Source organism: Desulfatitalea tepidiphila (assembly GCF_001293685.1).
In the GTDB taxonomy this organism is placed as follows: Bacteria; Desulfobacterota; Desulfobacteria; order Desulfobacterales; family Desulfosarcinaceae; genus Desulfatitalea; species Desulfatitalea tepidiphila.
Window position 1 is genome coordinate 396832 of the sequence record NZ_BCAG01000005.1, and the last position, 18975, is coordinate 415806.

Consider the following 18975-nt stretch of genomic DNA (forward strand, 5'->3'; position numbering starts at 1 on the left):
CCCAGGCGCAGGCCGGGGGAGTTTCTGGGCCGCCCGCCGTGCATGTTACCGGCACTTGACCGCTTGGCGTGTGGCATCGGCCACCTGCCCACCCGGGCCGAGTTTAATGAATAGCATTCAGTTAGAGTCCCTGACGACGCGACAGGATGCTTGCCACCCCTGCCTCGCCCTGTTATACTTTGTTCACGAAATCAACTCTCCATGGTCCACCCGAAAGGCAAGCAACAGGATTTCACTCCGCAGACACCGACGCGAGGATGCCATGGCATTGGAGGCTTCCTTTTCAGGCTACCAGAACTTGGTGGAACGACTGAACCGGTTCCCCCAGGGCGCTCCGCCTTCCGAGCAGCTTTTCCGTATCCTAAAACTGCTCTTCAGCGAAGAAGAGGCTCGGTTGGTCGCCCTGTTGCCCATCCGGGTCTTCACGGCCGAGCAGGCCGCGCGCGCCTGGGGTCTGGATGATGCCACCACCCGGAAAAAGCTCGACGACCTGTGCGATCGGGCCCTGCTCGTGGATTTCGAGGAGGCGGGGCGAACCACCTACTGCCTGCCGCCGCCCATGGCCGGCTTCTTTGAATTCTCGATGATGCGGGTACGCGGCGATATCGACCAGAAGGCTCTTGCCGAATTGCTCTATCGCTACATCAACGTCGAGGAGGATTTTGCCAAGGCCCTGTTTGCCCGGGGGCAAACGCAATTGGGTCGCGTATTTGTCGATGAGGGTCAACTGCCCGATGCCTTCACTCTCGAAGTGCTCGATTACGAACGCTTGTCCCGCGTGATCGACACGGCATCGCACATCGGCGTCAGTTTGTGCTACTGCCGGCATAAAATGGCCTACCTCGGCCATGCGTGCGACGCCCCGCGGGAAATTTGCCTCACTTTCAATCTGGTCGCCGCATCCCTTATCCGGCACGGCAACGCGCGACCGGTGGACGTGATCGAGGCGAAGGATATGGTGCAGCGCGCCCAGGCCCACCACCTCGTTCAGTTCGGCGAAAACGTCCGCGAAAAAGTCTGCTTCGTCTGCAACTGCTGCAAATGCTGCTGTGAAGGCATGATCGCGGCACGCCGCTTCGCCACGTTTCATCCGGTCCAAACAACCAACTATTTGCCCGCCATCGATGCCGGGCAATGCACCGGCTGCGGCCAATGCACGCAATGGTGTCCGGTGGAGGCCATCGTCCTGACCCCGGACGAGGCCGACAATCGCAAACGGCCCAAAGCGGTGCTCAACAGCGACATCTGTCTCGGATGCGGTGTCTGTGCCCGGGCCTGCCCGTCCGACGCCATCACGATGATGGCCCGGTTCCGGCGTGTGGTGACGCCGGTCAACACCGCCCACCGGGTGCTGCTCATGGCCATCGAACGCAACACCCTGCCCCATGTACTGATCAGCAACCAGGTGATGCGAAGCTATCGCTCCCTGGCCGCATTTCTGGGCGCCATCTTCAGTCTGCCACCGACCAAGCGCCTCCTGGCCGGCCGACAACTCCAGTCCCGCTACCTGGCCGCCATGATCGAAAAACTCCATTGGCAACCGTCCATAACGACACCAAAGGAGTCAACCCAAGACCCAAAGGAAGGACAACCGAAATGCTCGACTTTCGCCTGACCCCCGAACAGGAAGAACTTCGCGAGAAGGCCCGCCGGTTTGCCCGGGAAGAGGTGCTGCCGGTGGCCGCCTATTATGACGGCATCGACCAGACCCCCTTGCCTGTGATTCAAACAGCCTATGACGCCGGCATTATCAATCTGAACATCCCCAAGCAGTACGGTGGGCAGGGACTGGGACTGCTCGAGGCCACCCTGGTGGTCGAAGAGATCGCCGCCGCCTGCGCCGGTACGGCCACGTCGCTCTTCGATAACTCCCTGGGCATGGAACCGCTCCTGCTCTCGGACAACGAGGCCCTCAAGGAGAAATACCTGCCCCGGGTGGCCCATGAGTTCAAAAAGATCTGTTTTGCCACCTCCGAGCCCACCATGGGATCGGACGTCTCCGGTATCCGCTGCCGGGCCGAGGAGGATGGCGACGACTATATTCTCAACGGCACCAAATACTGGATCACCAATGGCGGCCTGGCCGACTACGCATCGGTGTTCGCAACGATCGATCCAAAATCCAAACACAAAGGCATCTGCGCATTCCTGGTAGAGATGGACTGGCCCGGGGTGACCGTGGGCCGTCCCATTCCCAAAATGGGGCAGCGCTGTTCCAACACCGTGGGCATCCACTTCAAAGACGTGCGCGTGCCCAAAGCCAACGTGCTGGCCCCCCCGGGCAAGGGGTTCGTGCTGGCCATGAAGACCTTTGCCCGAACCCGGCCCACCATCGGTGCTTTCGGCGTGGGCGCCGCCCGATCGGCGATGGAATTCGCCATTGACTATGCCAAGCGGCGCCAAGCCTTCGGCATGCCCATCAGTGGTTTTCAGGGCATCCAGTTCAAGCTTGCCGAAATGTACCAGAAAGTCGAAACCGCCCGGTTGCTCACCTGGCGATCGGCCTGGGAGTCGGACCAGGGGCTGGACGCCAACATCAGCGCATCGATCGCAAAAATGTACGCCACCGAATCGGCCCTGGAAGTGGCCGACGAAGCCCTGCAGGTGTTTGCAGGCTACGGCTACACCAAGATGTTTCCGGTGGAAAAAATCCTCCGGGACGTCCGCCTGCTGCGCATTTACGAAGGCACCAGCGAGGTCCAGCGGGTGGTACTGGCCGGCTACCTGCTCGGGAGCTATGAACCGGTCATGCCGGCACTGGAAGACCTGCCCATTCACCGCGAACAGAATCCACTGGAAGCCGAAGAGGGCCAGAAGGTCTGGCGCTGCCGCATGTGCGGGTATATCCATTACGGAGACGAAGCGCCGGAAGCATGCCCCTACTGCTTCTTCCCTCAGTCGGCCTTCAAAGAGGTCGGCGCCGCGAACCAGCAGTCCTAACTGAATGTGATTCAACCTGAAGGGCATGCATTCCAGTGGTTGTTTGATAAAAATTCGCATGGCAATGGTTGTGGCAGGCCTGGGCGGGACAGGTGGCCAGGGCCACGTGAGCCAGCGGTCTTAGAGCCGGTTAAATGCAAACGGCGGACAAGCGGGCCAGACTGTTTGAGCGCAGCGAGTTTCTGGGCTGCCCGCCGTGCATTTTACCGGCTCTTGACCGCTTGGCGTGTGGCATCGGCCACCTGCCCCGCCCGGGCCGGATTTAATGAATAACTTCCAGTTAGAATCGCTGGCCGAGAACCATTGACTTTGAAATTTTGCCTGTTTCGTTGTATGTAGCCGGCCTGTTGACAAAAACAAGCTGCGCAGAGGTCATAAACATGGATATTCAGGAAGTCGCCCGACAAGCCAAGGCCGCGGCCATCGGTATGGCGGCGCTCGATGGAACGGTCAAGAACAATGCGCTCAAGGCCATCGTCGAGGCGTTGGCGGCACATCGCCACGCCATTGTCGCCGCCAACCAGGAAGATGTGGACCAGGCTGAGAAAGAGGGGCTGGCCGCACCACTGCTCAAGCGATTGCGTTTTGGTGAAGATAAAATCAAGGAAGCCTGCACCGGACTGGAGAGCCTGATTCAACTGGAGGACCCGGTGGGCGTCACACTCAGCGCCCTCGAATTGGATGAAGGGCTGGAACTCTACAAGGTCAGCCGGCCCATCGGCGTCATCGGTGTCATCTTCGAATCGCGACCCGATGCACTGGTGCAGATCTCGTCCCTCTGCCTCAAGAGCGGCAACGCCGTGCTGCTCAAGGGCGGCAGCGAAGCGGCCCGCACCAACCGCATTCTGGCCGACACCATTGGCGAAGCCACTGCGGAGGCCGGTCTGCCGGCCGGTTGGCTGGGCCTGCTGGAAACCCGTGCGGACGTCACCGACATGCTGGCCCTGGATGATTTTATCGATCTGATCATCCCCCGCGGCAGCAACGCCTTCGTACGCCACATCATGGACAACACGCATATCCCGGTGCTCGGACATGCGGACGGCATCTGCCACGTTTACATCGACAGGGAGGCTGACCTGCAGCAGGCGATCCGCATCACCGTGGACAGCAAATGCCAATACGTAGCCGTCTGCAATGCGGCCGAAACCATCCTGGTTCACGAGGCCGTGGCCGAACAGGTGCTGCCGGCCCTTCAAAAAGCCTTGACGGCGAAAAATGTCGAAATCCGGGGTTGCGACACCACCCGCCGCATCATCGACGTCAAAGCGGCGAACGAGGCCGACTGGGCCACGGAATACCTGGATCTGATCGTCTCCGTCCGGGTTGTGCCCAGCCTGAACGCAGGGGTCGAACACATCAACCGCTATGGATCGGGCCACACGGATGTCATCGTCACCCGCGACCGGCAACGTGCGGTGTGGTTCATGGATCACGTAGACTCGGCCGATGTCTTCTGGAACGCCAGCAGTCGTTTCAGCGACGGTTACCGCTTCGGCCTGGGCGCCGAAGTGGGCATCAGCACCAACAAAATTCACGCCCGCGGCCCCATGGGCATGGAAGGCCTGCTGATCTACCAGTGGCGGCTCATGGGCGACGGTCACATCGTCGCCGATTATGCCGGCGACCACCCGAAACCCTTCACCCACAGGAAATTGAAAAAACGGTTCAACCGTTGAGAAATCCGTCGACCGGCGCGCCATCGCCAACTTTTTGTTCAACGCCGCCGGCCGGGTAGAAACACCCTACGCCTATGCCGATTCAACGTCTCAAATCCGCAAGAAGGGTGGTCGTCAAAGTGGGCAGCAATGTCCTGACGGCCGCCGACGGCCTCAACATGGCGGCCGTCGCATCCCTTTCCTCTCAAATCAGCGCCCTCATCGACCGTGGCTTGGAAGTGCTGTTCGTCTCCTCCGGCGCCATGGCCTCGGGGCTGCGCAAACTGGGGCTCACCAAACGGCCCGACGAGATTCCCAAGCGCCAGGCCATCGCCGCAGTGGGACAGAGCGGCCTGATGAACGCCTATGAGAACGCCTTCGCCGAACACGCCAAACGCGTGGCCCAGATCCTGCTGACCAGCGACGACCTGAGCAATCGTAAACGCTATCTCAATGCGCGCAACACCCTCAACACCCTGCTCGAATGGAAGGTGGTCCCCATCATCAACGAAAACGACACCATCATGGTCGAGGAGATCAAGCTGGGGGACAACGACAACCTGGCCGCCATGATCGCCCTGTTGATGGACGCCGATTTTCTCATCAGCCTCACCGATATCGACGGCCTCTACACCAAGGACCCGCGCACCCAACCCGATGCCCGCCTCATCCCGCATGTGTCGGTCTACAACAAAGAAATCGAACTGTATGCCAGCGACATCCCCGGCGCCTTGGGCCGAGGCGGCATGCTGAGTAAAATCAAGGCGGCCAAAAAGGTCAACGCGGCCGGCGTGCCCATGATCATCGCCAAGGGCGACAAACCCGATATCCTGCTGAAGCTCTTTTCGGGCGAGGCGCACGGCACCTATTTCGAGCCACGCCGGAAAAAGCTGAACCGCCGCAAATGCTGGATCGCCTACACCCTCACGCCCAAAGGCGCGCTCACCATCGACAGCGGGGCCGAACAGGCCGTGCACCATCGCGGCAAGAGCCTGCTGCCCAGTGGCATTGTCTCGGTCACGGGGGATTTCCGGGAAGGTGCGCCGGTGGCCATCAGGAATTCAAGCGATGAGACCATCGGCGTCGGATTGGTCAATTACAGTGCGGCCGACATCCGGGCCATCCAAGGCATGAAGACCCAGCAGATCAAGGCCCGCCTCGGCGGAAAGCCTTACGACGAGGTGATCCACCGGGACAACCTGGTGATCACGGCCGGCGACGAATAGGCGATATGGACGCGGTCATGCGGCGTCTTGGGCCAGCAGCCGTCCGTTTTCCATGACCATCACCCGATCGGCGATCCGCCGCACCTGCTCCAAGTAGTGCGAAACCATCACCATCGTACACGATTCCTTCAGGTGGGCCAGCAGCGCCTCGATAACTTCACATGCCCGCCGGTCCAGGGAAGAGGTCGGCTCATCGAGCAGCAGCACCTCGGGTTTCAAAATCAGCGCCCGGGCGATGCACAGACGTTGCTGCTGGCCCCCGGAAAGCTCACGAGCGTCCTTGTGCAGACGATCTTTGACTTCGTCCCACAAGAAGGCCTGCCGCAATGCCGCCTGCACCCGCTCTTCCATCCGATGATCCCGTTTTTCGCCAGCCAGCTTCAGGGGAAAGGCCACGTTCTTGTAAATGCTCATCGGCAATGGATTCGGGATTTGAAACACCATGGCCACGCGGCGACGCAGCCAGGTCAGGTCGTAAGGATCTTTATAGATGTCCACCAATCCACCATTCAAATGGATGCGAACTGTTCCGGCCAACTGTCCAACGGTTGGCCGGTCCTCCTGCCACAAACGATTGAGCGTCATCAAGAGGGTCGTCTTGCCCTGGCCGGATGGCCCGACAACCGCAGTAATGCAGTGCGCGGGAAAATCGGCGGTCACACCGTTCAGAATCGGTGCGCCGCCATAATCGAACCGCACGTTTCTCAATTCGACTTTTACAGCAGGCACCTCGCTCATCTTCATACTCGCTCGAACATGCGTTGGGACAATCTGCGTTGCAGCCAAAAAGCGATACCGAATAAAAAGGCGCACAACAACAGCAAAATAATGGCGGCCCCGTATCCGCGGGTCAGCTCGTCTGCGTCAGCGTATTGTGCGGACACATAATAGATATAAAAAGGCAAGGCTTCGAAATTGCCCCAGAGTGATTTCGGTATACCGGCCGAAACCACCACGCCGGTGAGCATGATCACGGCGGTGTCTTCGGCGCAACGGCCAATGGCCAGAAGAATCCCCGACAAAAGACCTTTCAAAGAATGCGGCACCAGGACATGAAAGATATTTTGAAATCGTGTCGCCCCCAACGAGGGACCGATCAATCGCAAATCGGGGGAGATCGCCTCCAATGCAGCCTGGGTGGTGCGGATGAGATAAGGCAACACCAGCACCGCCAGCGACAACGCCGATATGAACAGGCAAGGGTAAATATTACCGGAAAAGCGATGGTGCAGGAAGATGGTGATGGAAAAGCCGAACAGCCCCACAACAATCGAAGGCATGCCGGCCAGGATGTCAAAAAACAGGCTGAGAAGGAAATACAAGCGGCCCGTGGCGTATTCTGCCAGATAGATCCCGGTCGCCAGGCCGACCGGCAGGGCCATACCCACCGAAAGCAATACCAGCGCGAAGGTGCCAACCATTGCCGGAAAAAGGCCATCGAAGACCGGGCGTTGAAGCATCAGCGCGGCCAGCACCGGTGTCTCGCCAAAAACGAGCTCCCGGCCGATACCCGCCCACCCCCGAACCAACAAAAATCCGATGACCGTACCGGTTGCAGCCAAAAGAAGGAGCGTGCTGCCCCACACCCAGATATGAAACAGTTTAAAAGTGTGGCGCATCATGGCCTTTTCCCCTGAAGCCGCATGGTGAGGCGTACGAACAGGACCAGCAACGTGGTCAGGACATAAAGGGTCAACCCACATAGAAAAAGGGTCCTGAATTCGGGACTGTCAAAATCGGCGGCGATGATCAAGGCGATGTGCGCCGTAAGCGTGCGCGCTGAATCAAACACATGATCTGGGAAGGCGACCGCATTGCCGGCCAGCATCAGGGCGATCATGGTGTCGCCGAGGGCGCGGCCCAGACCGAGAAGCACACCGGCCAGAATACCGTTCCGGGCCTGAGGCAGCACGACAAAAAAAATAGCTGTGCGGTGGTGGCCCCCAACGCGGCTGCCGCCTGTCGATAGGTGTGGGCCACACGTCCAAAACTGTCGCAAAAGAGCAGGATCATGGTGGGTGACACCAACAGCGCCAGCATGAGGGCGGCCGTCAACAGCGAAAAGCCCGATCCTCCTCCGAAAGCCTCGCGTATCACGGGAACGAGCAGAAAGATGCCCACGAAACCATAAACCACCGTGGGAATACCTGTCATCATGCGCACCACGGCGTGCAGGAACCGCCCGACCGGTCCCGGGGCCGCATCGCTGACCAGGGCGGCACATCCCAAGCATACGGGAAACGCCGCGGCGACCGCCAGGATGGCGAGGATGAAGGTGCCGATGATCATCGGCAGGATGCCGTAGCTCTGGTGAATCGGATCCCATGCGCCGAGAAGGGTGCCCAACAACCGGCCGCTGGTCAGTATAGGGTATCCCAAGAGAGCCATGAATATGAAAATGGCCAGCGGCACAGCCGCGCTCATGATAGCCGCGGCCATGAAGCTGTACTTGGTCAGAAATTCGCTACGCGTCATTTCACGGGAATGAATCCACTGTCACGGACGATGGCCTGTCCTGCGGGGCTGAAAAGAAAATCCAAAAAAGATTGGGTCAATGGACCGGGATCGCCCTTGGTGTTACTGAAAAGTCCACGTGCGACCGGATAGTCGCCGCTCAGGACGCTCTCCATCGTGGGCGCCACACCGTCCAGCGCCACCGCCGACACGCTGTCATCGATATGCCCCACGGAGACATAACCGATGCCATAGGGATCATTGGAAATGGCCGCTTTCATGGCGCCGTTGGAGACCACGACATTGGCTTTATCTAAAATTTCTCCCTTGCCGAGCGCCTTTTGCCAGAAAACTTCACGGGTCCCGCTGGCAGCATCGCGGGTGTAGAGGTTAATCGCCTTGTCCGGTCCGCCGAGAAGCTTCCAATTGGAAATCTTTCCGCTGAATATCTCCTTGAGCTGCGACTCGGTCAACGCTTTCACGCCGTTTTGGGGATGCACCACCACGGCAACCCCATCGATGGCCCATTTGAACATCTTGAGACCGTACTTGCTCACCTCACCTTCGGTGGGTTGGCGTCCCGAGTTGCCGATATCGACCAACCCTTCGCCCACCTGCTTGATCCCCACCCCCGAACCGCCGCCGGCAATGCTGATGCGGACCTCAGGATTCGCGCTCATGATCGCCTTGGCAGCCGCCTTCATCACCGGGATGTGGGCCGTGCCTCCGGAAATCTTGATCTCGCCCTTCATGCCCTCGAAAGCGGCCAGCGGATCGGCATGGGTTACCGGCATGGATGCGAAAAACAATAAGGGAATTGAAAAAAACATAATCACAAACATCTTCAAAGAGTTGTGCAACATCGCAGCCCTCCGGTCCATTTAATGGTTTTATCGAATTCAATGAGTTTGCAGGGGTTATACGGAACAATGGCCAGCAGCTACCACAGGGGGTGAGAGAAATCTAATGGAAAGGTCCGATAAGAAATCAGGGCTGCAATAGAATATTTCGATATATGACGGTTCTCAGTAGCGCAATCGATAGTACATCAGTCCCAGCCACTCGTGCAGGGCGGCCGAGGTGCCCGCCAGTGCGGTCGCGCTGGGCAACCAGTGATGCCAGCTGTAGACCTTTCCCGGGTAGGTGGTCACTGCACAGGGGAAGGGCGTGACCTCCAGACCGACCTTTTCGAAGGAGAGCCGAGCGCGTTTCAGATGATAGCCGCTGGTGACCACCAGCGGTCTTTGAAAACCGTGCCGCTCGCAAAGCTGCTTGCTGTAGAGCGCATTTTCATAGGTATCCCGGCTTCGATCTTCCAGGAGAACAAGCGCCGCCGGCACCCCCAGGTCCACCAGGAAACGTTTTGTCAAAAACGCTATCGAATCGGCTTCGGAAAAGACCCGGCCGCCCGAAACGATGATGGGCACCTGCAACCGGCGATAGAGACGCGCCGCCGTGACCATGCGCTCCATGGTACCGGGCCCCGGGGCGCCTCTGCCGGATAGGTCGGCCACATTCTGGTAGGCGGCGCCGCCCAGCATGACGATGACATCCGCCCGGATCTCTTTGGGGAGGGCCGCCTCCTGCTCCAATCCCGCCATCAACAGATCCACGGTGGGAGGTACGGACAGGCCCCAGATCAGACCCCCCAACATTAAAGATATCCATGTCCCGGCCCAAGATCTGCGGCGAATGCACCACAGGGCGGCCACCACGAGAAGCAGGACGAAGAGGCCCGGTGGCAGCAGAAAGGGCGTTACCCATTTCTTTACCAGAAACATGTGAGGATCACACCGTCACCCCGCCGTCCACGACCAGCACCTGCCCGGTCATGAAGGTCGAGGCCCTGGAGGCTAAAAACAGCGCGACACCGGCAATATCGATCGGTTCGCCGATGCGCCTGAGCGGGGTCGCCGCCAGGCGTTTGTTGAGAAATTCGGGATTTTCCCACAATGCCCGCGCGAAGTCGGTCTTGATCAGGCCCGGTGCGATGGCGTTGGCCCGGATGTTGTGCGGACCATACTCCAGGGCGATATTGCGCACCAGGGCGATTTCGCCGGCCTTGCTGATGCCGTAAGTGCCCAGCGTCTCAGAACCGCGCAGGCCGGCGATGGAGGAGACGACGATGATCGACCCGTCGCGACGCTGGACCATGCCCGGCAGCACCATGTGGCAAAGCCAGTGGGTGGATTTCAGATTGGTGTCGATGATTTTGGAAAAGGCCTCATCTGAGATGGTGGCCGAAGGACCGTGATGGACATTGCTGGCCGCGTTACAGACCAGGATATCGATCTGCCCCATGAGTGCGATGCTTTGATCGACCAGGGCCTGCAGCTGATCCTTGTGGGCGATATTGCAGGCTACTGGAAACGCCCGCCCCGCGCCGCCGGCGGTCGTTTGGTTGATCTGGTCGGCCACCTGCGCGCACGCATCGGACTTGCGGCTGGAGACCACTACCTCGGCCCCCTGCATCGCCATCTGCTCGGCGATGGACCGGCCGATACCGCGCGTGGCGCCGGTGATCACTGCCTTCTTCCCTTTCAAATCAAACATCTCCTGCTCCTTTCGACGCCCGTCTTCTATAGACCCTACAGTTTGCCATCAAGGTAGCCGGCACTGAAAAAATTGTCCAGCAGGAAAAATTGGAAAACACTAGCGGGGGTGTGATGACGCAATCGAAGGTGGAAATAGGTCAGCCAATGGAGATAATGAAAAATTCAGGCGGGCCCGGTGTCGACATGGGAAGAGAAACGCGCTGCTGCGAAAAGGTGCCGGTATGCATTGATATCAAAACCGGCACGATTCCTTCAATCGACACACCACGGAAAATTCACGCTGAGCATATACTTCCGGCGACGCAAAATCCCGCCGTTACTTTGCTGCCTTGGCTTTTTTGGATTTTTTCAGGCGGCACTTGCCGGTCGTTCCACGCCAGACCTTGCCACGTTTCGTACGACGATCTCCCTTGCCCATTCGACCACCTCCTCAGTGCGTTTTTTGAAAATGGTTTTAATAGCACGCTCTTGAATGGCTGCCAAGTACAAATCAAGTGCGCCACGAGGCCGGCTATCCCCAGGGTAAAGGCAAAGAAAGGGCCAGCAGCTTTTATTGAATGCGATTCATTTTATCCGGCATGGGTGAACCAGGTGGCCGATGCCACACGCCAAGCGGTCAACTGCCGCTATGAATGCACGGCGGGCGGCCCAGAAACTCGCTGCGCTCAAACAGTCTGGGCCGCTTGACCGCCGTTTGCATTCAAGCGGCACTAACGACCCCTGGCGTATGTGGCCCTGGCCACCTGCTCAACCCATGCCTATCCCCAAGGCAAAGGCAAAGAAAGTACGAAGATGGCCGTGTTGCCCAGCACATGGATGGTCAAAGGCACCATCAGGTTGCGACTGGTTTCATACGCCAGGGCGAACACGATGCCTCCGACCACCTGGGTGACAGGCAGGCCGTGAACGGAATGCAGGGCCACGAAGATGGCGGTGCTGACGATCAGAGCCGTCCAGACGCCCCACCTGCGGAAGAAGGTGTACAGCACGCCCCGGAAACAGATCTCCTCGGCCAGGGGGGCCACCCATCCGCCGACAAGGAAGAACAGGGCCGTTTCCATACGGCTGGCGGGTAAAGGCGTGTGCAACAGGGCAAACGGATCGTTTCCGGTCAGGAAGATTACGGCCATGCCCAAAGCCGCCGCAAGCGCAAACCCCAGGGACCACGCGGCTCCCTTTTTCAACCCCGCGCCCCACGTGGCCGGGGCCCAGCCGATAGCCGCCAACCCGCCTTCCAGACGCACAATCAGAACGAGCAAAAGAACGATCTGGCACAGCCGGGTCAAGCCGAGCAACACCAGGGGCGAGACCTCCATTTGCCGAATGAGCCATCCCGCCGCCGCTTCCGTGGCGATCAAGACCGCCAGGGTCGCAGCCAGGGTCAGGGGCCTGATGTGGATCGGGTCTGACGCCATCCAAGCCTCCTCATCGCACGGTAGCCGTACCACTGGGTGTACCAGTGGTCCGACTGCACCATTTGCGCTTCAATGGCCTTGGCCGCGGTCCGTTGGCCGCGCTGTCCCAAGGCGTAGTAGGCCTGACATACCACGTTGGGATGCGGATCTTGCGTTAAACGCAATAAATCCGGGTAGGTGGATGGATGGCGACTCGATCCTAAGGCCCTGGCCAGCCAATAGCGTTCGACCACCCAAGGGCTTTCCAGCAAGCGTCGATACTCGGAAAAGCGGGCGATATCCATGCGTTGATCTTCAATGCGCCGCAGGGCGGCCACCCGCCTCGGCCACGAGTCCGCCGACAGGGCCCGGCCGATCTGATCCTCGGGCACCGCCTGAACCCTGCTTATCAGAAGCGGTATCAACAGCATCACGCCGATGGCCAGGCAGACGGATGACCGTATCCACACGACGGCGTCGGTGCTCGCGATCAGGCCGGCCAGGCGTCCGATTCCCCCGTCCACCATGATATACAGCAAGATCGGAAATCCGACCAAAAGGCCTATGAGTGCCATTCTCCGGAAGGGGCCGTAACGGTCCGCCGCTTCTGAAAAGCGTCTCAACCACGGGCGTGGATCCTGGCGGAAAGCGGTTTGGTCCGCATCGACGGCTGCACCGTTGGGCGAGACGAGTCGCAACTGCCCGTCGTGCAAATGAAGTCTCACATCCGCAGAAACGGTTTCCGGTACCGGCAGCACATCGTACCGGGCCAGCAGATCGACCCACGCGGATGCTGCATTGGGATCCAGATCAGGATCCAGGTGGCACGTTCTCAACGTCTTCTGCTCGAAGGATTTAAAGGCCTGGGCCGCAAACAGCGTATACCGGTAGTAAAAATCGTTCACCTGTCTTCCCGCGGCATTGGAGAGCAACAAATGATCCCGAATGGCGGTGAACAATTCTCGATTGAGCTGCGTGGACCACAACAGGATCAGCAGCAGCAATGTGATCAACGGCAGATACCACCGCCTGGGAGTTGACGGCTCCCCGGCCGCGTCAGGCCGCAACTGCACGGCGAACAGTGCGGTGGCCAGGGGCGTGCAGGCGACGAACAGGGTCGGAACGAGCGTCGGGCCATCCAGATTGACGGCAATGAGAGCTGCGGTCCAGATCAGTGCCCCTGCCAATAACCACCAACGGCGGCCGCCACGGCATCGCCGCCCGAGAAATAAAAAGGCCACGGTAGCCAGAGTCAGGCCGGTTCCCACGCTGAGGGTAAAAAACAATCCACCCCAGAAGGCCGCGCCGAATGTCTTGAGCGCAGCGGCCGCAGGCCCCGACGGGATGGCCAGCCAACCCGCGGTTTGAAGGGCTTGGACCTGGTCGGCCAGCACCCGGTTGGCATGCCGCACAAAAAAGAAGGCAATGATCTGGGCCGTGGCCAGACCGGCGGTTATGGGAAGCAAACATCGGCTGCGAATCACAAGGGTTTTCAAAAACGAAACAGCGTCCTTTCGTCGGATGCCATGGTACGACCGGCATATCGCTGGTTGGCGATTGGAAATCGAGATATAGCCCAAATAGCGTGACAGGTCAAAAGCGGCCGCATGGATAGATTTCAGAAACATCGCGCATGGTTTACACCGTCGGCCGCCGTGTGGTAAAAATAGCTTTTCCCATTCAGCCAGGCGTACCTTTTTAGCGTTGCGCACCGTAAAGGAGTGGTACCCATGATCACACCCGTCATCTTGGCCGGCGGTTCGGGAACGCGCTTGTGGCCCTTGTCCCGCAAGCTCTATCCCAAACAGTTCATGCAGCTGGTGGACGATTATACGCTGCTGCAAAACACCCTTCTGCGGGTCAGCGCCCTGGCGGAGGTTCAACCCCCCATCATCCTGTGCAACGAGGACCACCGCTTCATCGTGGCTGAGCAGATGCGCCAGATCGGCATCACACCGGCGGCTATCGTCCTGGAACCTGTGGGTCGCAACACCGCCCCGGCCCTGGCCGTGGCCGCGATCATGGCCGAGGCCCGACAAAAGGAGAGCACATTGCTGGCCCTGCCGGCCGATCACCATATCGAAAACACCGAGGGGCTCCTGGCCACCGTTCGAAAAGGGGCCGTCTATGCCGATCGCGGCCATCTGGTCACCTTCGGCATCGAACCGGATGCCGTGGAAACCGGCTATGGCTACATTCGTAAAGGTAAATCCTTGGAAGCGGAGGACGCAGCAGACACAGGGCCACATGCCGGGGTCTGGACCATCGACCGGTTTGTTGAAAAGCCGGACCGGGACACCGCCCGCCGGTATGTGGAATCCGGTGAATACTGCTGGAACAGCGGCATGTTCATGTTCAAAGCCGGCAAATTGCTTGAGGAGCTGGAATCCTTTGCGCCCGACATCGTGTCCGGATGCCGGCAGGCCGTGGAAAAGGGCCGGACCGATCTGGATTTCTTCCGGTTGGACAGGCAAGCCTTCGGCCGGTGCCCGTCGGACTCCATCGACTACGCGGTCATGGAAAGAACCCAGGCGGGCGTCATGATCGCCCTTTGCAGCCCCTGGAACGATCTGGGATCCTGGGAAGCTCTCTGGCAGGCCGGCGAAAAAGATACCGACCAGAATGTGATTCACGGGGACGTCTGTCTACAGAACGTGGAGCGCTCGTTCATCCACGCATCGAGCCGGTTGGTGACGGCCGTGGGGTTGATCGATCATGTGGTGGTCGAGACAAAAGATGCGGTGTTCGTCGCCCCCCGCCACCAGGTGCAGCAGGTCAAGGCTCTGGTCGACCAGCTGACCCGCATGGAACGGCCTGAAACCGTCACCCAGAAATTGGCCTACCGCCCCTGGGGTGCCTATGAAGATGTGGACATCTCCGAGCGTTTTTTGGTCAAGCGCATTACCGTCAAACCCAAGGCCAAGCTCTCGCTGCAGAAGCATTTTCACCGGGCCGAACACTGGGTGGTGGTCAAGGGGACGGCCCTGGTGACCCGCGGCGAAGAACAATTCATCCTCAAGGAAGATGAATCCACCTACATTCCCCTGGGAACCGTTCACCGCCTGGAGAACCCCGGCAAGATCCCCCTGGAACTGATCGAAATCCAGTCGGGCAGCTATCTGGCCGAGGACGATGTGGTGCGCCTCGACGACGTTTACGGACGTCACAACGATAGGGACGATTGAGGAAAAACGCGATGCAGACGATTCTGGTGACCGGCGGCGCCGGGTTTATCGGCTCCAACTTCATCCGGCACATACTCGCCATCCGGCCCGAATGGCGCGTGGTCAACCTAGACGCTCTGACTTATGCGGGCAATGCGGCCAACCTGGCGGACCTGGAAGCCGATCGACAAAAGCGCTATCGATTTGTTCATGGCGACATTAACGACAGTGAACGGGTCGGCCGGCTCCTGGCGGAAGAACAACCGGTGGGCGTCGTCCACTTTGCGGCCGAATCCCATGTGGACCGCTCGATCCACGGGCCGCTGGCCTTTGTACAGACCAATGTGACCGGCACGGCCCGCCTGCTGATGGCCTGTCAGCAGATGTGGGAAGAGGCCGGCCGGCCGGCGGCATTCCGCTTCCTGCACGTCTCCACCGACGAAGTGTACGGCAGCCTGGGACCCACCGGGCATTTTACCGAAGAGACGGCCTATGATCCCTCCAGCCCCTACTCGGCTTCCAAGGCGGCATCCGACCACCTGGTGCGCGCCTGGCATCGCACCTATGGCTTTCCGGCCATCGTGACCAACTGCTCCAACAACTACGGCCCTTACCAATTCCCGGAAAAACTCATCCCGTTGATGATCCTCAATATCATCGAAGAAAAAGAGCTGCCGGTTTACGGAGACGGCCGCAATGTCCGCGACTGGCTCTATGTCATCGACCATTGCGAGGCTCTGGCCACGGTGCTCGAAAAAGGGTGTCCGGGCGAAACCTATAATATCGGCGGCGGCGCCGAACGGGCCAACATCGATGTGGTTCAACAGCTCTGTGCCCTTCTCGACGAATGCCTCGGCCGTAGCGGTGCAAGTCGCAGCGAGCGCTTGATCCGCTTTGTGACCGACCGGCCGGGACACGACCGACGCTACGCCATCGACGCCGGCAAAATCGGACGGGAATTGGGATGGCGGCCGCGCTTCCAATTCGAAACGGCCCTGGCCGAAACCGTGGCGTGGTATCTGGCCCACCGACAGTGGATCGATTTCGTGCGCAGCGGCGAATACCTGCGTTGGATCGACACCCACTATGGCGCGACAGGAGGAACAGCGAAACGATGAACGTCATCCCGACCCGGATCCCCGAGGTGCTGATCGTCGAACCCCAGGTGTTCGGCGATCCGCGCGGCTATTTTCTCGAGACCTATCAGGGAAAAAGATATGAAGCCGCCGGTATGGCCGACACGTTCGTCCAGGACAATGTCTCCTTTTCCCGCCGCGGCACCCTGCGCGGCCTGCACTTCCAGCATCCCCAGGAACAGGCCAAGCTGGTCCAGGTGCTCTCCGGCGACATCTTCGACGTAGCCGTGGATGTGCGGCGCGGGTCGCCCACCTTCGGCCGCTGGATCGGCGTCCACTTGAGCGCCGGGCAGCCCCGGCAACTCTATGTGCCCAGGGGATTTGCCCACGGCTTCTGCGTGTTGAGCGATACGGCCCTGTTCATGTACAAATGCAGCGATTACTACGCCCCGGCCCACGAGGCAGGGTTTTGCTGGGACGATCCGGACGTGGGCATCGCATGGCCGGTCCAAAAGCCGCTGCTCTCCGACCGTGACCGCGCCTTTCCGCGGCTCAGGGATGTGGATTCCGAACGCCTGCCAGCGTATGAGGGTTAAATGCGACTACTGATTGTGGGCAGCAACGGCCAGCTCGGCCATGACCTGATGGCGCAGGCCCGCCAGCGCGGTTGGATGCCCACCGGCGCGGATATGCCCGTTTGCGATATCACCGATCGGCAAAGCGTCGAAAGGGCCATCGAATCCGCCGGGCCGGCCGACGTACCGGTCGACATCATGATCAATGCCGCCGCTTACACGGCCGTGGACAAAGCCGAAAGCGAACCGGAGATCGCGTTCGCCGTCAATCGAGACGGCGCCGAAGTGCTTGCACGGGCCGGCCGTGATCATCAGATCCCCCTGATTCACGTCTCCACCGACTATGTGTTCGACGGGCGCCAGACCCGCCCTTATCGGCCGACCGACCCCGTCAACCCCCAGGGGGTTTATGGCAAAAGCAAGGCCGAAGGCGAAGCACGCATACGGCAGCTCTGGGAGAGGCATGTCATCGTGCGGACCGCCTGGCTCTTCGGACGGCATGGCGCCAATTTCGTCAAGACCATGATTCGACTGGGCAAGGAACGCGACACCATACGGGTGGTCGACGACCAGGTGGGTTGTCCGACCTATGCCGGGGACCTGGCCGGTGCGCTTCTGGACGCGGCCGCAGATGTTACCGGGAAAACCGACGGTTGGGGCACCTATCATTATTGCAACGAGGGGGCCGTCACATGGTATGGCTTTACGCGCCGTATCCTGACCTTGGCCGGCCGCTATGAGCGGATACGTGTCGGGCAGATCCTGCCCATACCGACCTCCGAATATCCCCTTCCGGCGCCGCGACCCCAATACTCGGTCCTCGATTGCACCAGCTTCGAGGCCGATTTCGGAGTGACGCGCCGTCCCTGGGAAGCTGCCCTGCAGGAAATGCTGGCCGGCATTTACGGGACCGCGTCTTGATACCGTCGGGCTCCATGCGGACAAATAGGATTTGATGATTAAGCAAAAGGCCCGTGCCGGCCGACGTCACACCTCCACGGCGCAGTGGGGCCCGACGAGCAGCATGTTGTTGGGCATCCATGCCTGGATCTTTTCCGTTTTGCTTCCGAAAAGCAGCACCTTGATCAATCCATGACTGTAGGCACCCAGGACCAGCAGCGTATCGTGGGCCACTGCATAGAAGGCCTCCTCGAAACTGCCCCGATCGATTTTGTGCCACGTGCTTACCCGGTCTCCCAATTCGTCCCATAGCCCGGCCTGGCGCAGCTGTTCCTCGAAGTGGGCCGCCTTGTGTCTTTCCATGAAGGTAAACAGTTCGACGGGCATGCCTGACTTGCGTCCGAGATGCAATCCCCATCGCAGCGCCTTGTTGGCGTTGTTCGAGCCGGTGTAGCAGACCGTAATGCTCGTCCACGGTTTGTAGACCCTGCCGGTCATGAAAACGGGAAAGGTCGAGGACTTGGCGATGCGCCACACCTTGGGCCCCACGTAGCCCAAACCGATTTTGGCCGACAAATCACTGATGCTTTGCGGGCAGCACATGTAGGTATAGTGGGTGGGAATGTCGGGCAGCTGGGCGGACGTATAGTTCTTTGGCACGAGAAAGGTGACATGAACATCTAAAAGGTCGGCGAGTTGCCGGGCATGGTCGACGGCACTCTCCGGTGACAACAGATAGGATCGATCGAGGTCCACCTGCACCATGTCATGATCGAAATACATCAAAAACTGCTTGGATTCGGGCACATAGATGTGCAGATCGACCCCGAGGGTCTTGCAAAAATGAAGGGACTGCAGCAATGACTCCCGTCCCAGGGGCGTGTTTTGAAATACGTGCAGCAGGCGTTCGGTCACGATAGAATCCTTCACTTCACCGTCCGGCAACGACTTATTTCAGAGCCATCAATCTTGATGAAACCGTAAAAAGTCGTAGAAGCGTCATGCCGGCGAACGCCGGCATCCAGAACCTATT

General features: G+C 59.6%; 19 protein-coding genes. 9 read left to right on the forward strand and 10 right to left on the reverse strand.

Annotation, left to right across the window (positions count from 1 at the left end):
* Positions 1-262: 262 nt before the first annotated feature.
* From DFT_RS19465 to proB, 4 genes are all read left to right on the forward strand, one after another.
* Entirely contained in the window at positions 263-1615 is a 1353-nt protein-coding gene (locus DFT_RS19465; protein WP_076750796.1) for a 4Fe-4S dicluster domain-containing protein, read from the forward strand.
* Positions 1597-2940, forward strand: a complete 1344-nt coding sequence (locus DFT_RS19470; protein WP_054032925.1) for an acyl-CoA dehydrogenase family protein — start codon at positions 1597-1599, stop codon at positions 2938-2940. Before DFT_RS19465 ends, DFT_RS19470 begins: the two co-directional genes overlap by 19 nt.
* A 380-nt stretch (positions 2941-3320) precedes the next feature.
* Positions 3321-4619: a glutamate-5-semialdehyde dehydrogenase gene (locus DFT_RS19475; RefSeq protein ID WP_054032926.1), complete on the forward strand. Its 1299-nt coding sequence runs from the start codon at positions 3321-3323 to the stop codon at positions 4617-4619.
* Positions 4620-4693: 74 nt separating this feature from the next.
* The gene (gene proB / locus DFT_RS19480) at positions 4694-5824 is read left to right on the forward strand and encodes a glutamate 5-kinase (protein WP_054032927.1); all 1131 of its coding nucleotides are present in this window, start codon (positions 4694-4696) and stop codon (positions 5822-5824) included.
* Between the two features lie 15 nt (positions 5825-5839).
* On the opposite strand, the gene DFT_RS19485 is transcribed toward proB, so the two are convergent.
* The 7 genes from DFT_RS19485 to DFT_RS19510 all read right to left on the reverse strand — a co-directional run bounded on the left by DFT_RS19485 (position 5840) and on the right by DFT_RS19510 (position 10831).
* On the reverse strand, positions 5840-6568 hold the full coding sequence (locus tag DFT_RS19485; protein WP_054032928.1) for a phosphate ABC transporter ATP-binding protein: 729 nt from the start codon (positions 6566-6568) through the stop codon (positions 5840-5842).
* Positions 6565-7446, reverse strand: a complete 882-nt coding sequence (locus DFT_RS19490; protein ID WP_235506279.1) for a PstA family ABC transporter permease — start codon at positions 7444-7446, stop codon at positions 6565-6567. The genes DFT_RS19485 and DFT_RS19490 overlap by 4 nt, the downstream gene beginning before the upstream one ends.
* On the reverse strand, positions 7443-7664 hold the full coding sequence (locus tag DFT_RS26840) for a hypothetical protein (RefSeq protein WP_235506280.1): 222 nt from the start codon (positions 7662-7664) through the stop codon (positions 7443-7445). Before DFT_RS26840 ends, DFT_RS19490 begins: the two co-directional genes overlap by 4 nt.
* Positions 7661-8299: a hypothetical protein gene (locus tag DFT_RS19495; RefSeq protein ID WP_235506281.1), complete on the reverse strand. Its 639-nt coding sequence runs from the start codon at positions 8297-8299 to the stop codon at positions 7661-7663. The genes DFT_RS26840 and DFT_RS19495 overlap by 4 nt, the downstream gene beginning before the upstream one ends.
* The gene (locus tag DFT_RS19500; RefSeq protein ID WP_235506282.1) at positions 8296-9108 is read right to left on the reverse strand and encodes a phosphate ABC transporter substrate-binding protein; all 813 of its coding nucleotides are present in this window, start codon (positions 9106-9108) and stop codon (positions 8296-8298) included. Before DFT_RS19500 ends, DFT_RS19495 begins: the two co-directional genes overlap by 4 nt.
* A 195-nt stretch (positions 9109-9303) precedes the next feature.
* On the reverse strand, positions 9304-10059 hold the full coding sequence (locus DFT_RS19505; protein ID WP_054032930.1) for a YdcF family protein: 756 nt from the start codon (positions 10057-10059) through the stop codon (positions 9304-9306).
* A 7-nt stretch (positions 10060-10066) separates the two neighbouring features.
* Positions 10067-10831: an SDR family NAD(P)-dependent oxidoreductase gene (locus tag DFT_RS19510; RefSeq protein ID WP_054032931.1), complete on the reverse strand. Its 765-nt coding sequence runs from the start codon at positions 10829-10831 to the stop codon at positions 10067-10069.
* 113 nt (positions 10832-10944) lie between these two features.
* On the opposite strand from DFT_RS19510, the gene DFT_RS27495 reads away from it, so the two are divergent.
* Positions 10945-11520, forward strand: a complete 576-nt coding sequence (locus DFT_RS27495; RefSeq protein ID WP_235506283.1) for a hypothetical protein — start codon at positions 10945-10947, stop codon at positions 11518-11520.
* A gap of 71 nt (positions 11521-11591) precedes the next feature.
* On the opposite strand, the gene DFT_RS19515 is transcribed toward DFT_RS27495, so the two are convergent.
* Complete coding sequence (locus DFT_RS19515; protein WP_054032932.1) at positions 11592-12248, reverse strand: CPBP family intramembrane glutamic endopeptidase; 657 nt, start codon at positions 12246-12248, stop codon at positions 11592-11594.
* Positions 12215-13693, reverse strand: a complete 1479-nt coding sequence (locus DFT_RS19520; protein ID WP_161807211.1) for a HEAT repeat domain-containing protein — start codon at positions 13691-13693, stop codon at positions 12215-12217. Before DFT_RS19520 ends, DFT_RS19515 begins: the two co-directional genes overlap by 34 nt.
* Before the next feature lie 264 nt (positions 13694-13957).
* Here DFT_RS19520 and DFT_RS19525 point away from each other — a divergent pair, with 264 nt between their 5' ends.
* The 4 genes from DFT_RS19525 to rfbD are packed head-to-tail and all read left to right on the forward strand — an operon-like array spanning position 13958 to position 17963.
* Positions 13958-15412, forward strand: a complete 1455-nt coding sequence (locus DFT_RS19525; RefSeq protein WP_054032934.1) for a mannose-1-phosphate guanylyltransferase/mannose-6-phosphate isomerase — start codon at positions 13958-13960, stop codon at positions 15410-15412.
* Between the two features lie 11 nt (positions 15413-15423).
* Positions 15424-16509 (forward strand): dTDP-glucose 4,6-dehydratase, encoded by a 1086-nt coding sequence (gene rfbB, locus DFT_RS19530; protein WP_054032935.1) that lies wholly within the window; start codon positions 15424-15426, stop codon positions 16507-16509.
* Complete coding sequence (gene rfbC, locus DFT_RS19535) at positions 16506-17063, forward strand: dTDP-4-dehydrorhamnose 3,5-epimerase (RefSeq protein ID WP_054032936.1); 558 nt, start codon at positions 16506-16508, stop codon at positions 17061-17063. The genes rfbB and rfbC overlap by 4 nt, the downstream gene beginning before the upstream one ends.
* Positions 17064-17963 carry a dTDP-4-dehydrorhamnose reductase gene (gene rfbD / locus DFT_RS19540; RefSeq protein WP_054032937.1) on the forward strand — a complete coding sequence of 300 codons (900 nt, stop codon included), beginning with the start codon at positions 17064-17066 and terminating at the stop codon, positions 17961-17963. It begins immediately after the preceding gene.
* Positions 17964-18029: 66 nt separating this feature from the next.
* Here rfbD and DFT_RS19545 read toward each other — a convergent pair whose 3' ends face one another.
* A complete protein-coding gene (locus tag DFT_RS19545) occupies positions 18030-18872 on the reverse strand; it encodes a universal stress protein (RefSeq protein ID WP_235506284.1) in 843 nt (280 codons plus the stop codon).
* Positions 18873-18975 lie beyond the last annotated feature (103 nt).